Annotated in this window: 1 protein-coding gene; it reads left to right on the forward strand. The window is 62.7% G+C overall.

Annotated elements, in window-relative coordinates:
* Window positions 1–200 precede the first annotated feature (200 nt).
* The coding region (locus QHC67_RS19045; RefSeq protein WP_319296736.1) for an SRPBCC domain-containing protein at window positions 201–590 on the forward strand (390 nt) is incomplete at its 3' end.

Genomic DNA, 590 nt, shown 5'->3' on the forward strand with positions numbered 1-590 from the left:
CTGATCTCGGCGACGCTGCTGACGCTGTTCGTGCTGCCGACGCTCTATGCCCGGTTTGGGCAGAAGGCGATCGAGACGCCCGAGCACTACAATGAAGCGCATGAAGGGGACGACCACGGTCAGACCTTCGCGAACGACTTGGCTTGATGGGTGCGCGGGGCGGTCCACGATCGCCCTGCTCATCTCTTGGAGATGGGGATATGCCTCGAACCATTACCAGCTCGATGCTTCACGGTGGGCCTCTACGCATCTGGTCGGTGCTGACTGATCCGGATCATCGCCAGGCATGGAGCCCACTAGCATTTCTCGATAATCGGTCCCGCCTCGGCGACACGGAATGCACGTTCGCGATCCAGGGCATTACGCGGCCGATCCGGACGCCCGCCCAGGTCGATCAAATAGACAAGCCGCACGCCTACGCTTGGTCCTGCGGCATCCCCTATCTGTTCACGCTCGAAGAGCGGTACGAGCTGGCGGGGGACGATGGCGGCACCAGGCTAACGCATAGCTGCACGCTTGGTGGGGCACTTTCCCTGCCGTTCGCGGCGATGATGCTGCGCCGCCTGCATTCCCTGATGGTCGAGGCCGAC

The organism is Sphingobium sp. (genome assembly GCF_033795625.1).
Lineage (GTDB): Bacteria > Pseudomonadota > Alphaproteobacteria > Sphingomonadales > Sphingomonadaceae > Sphingobium.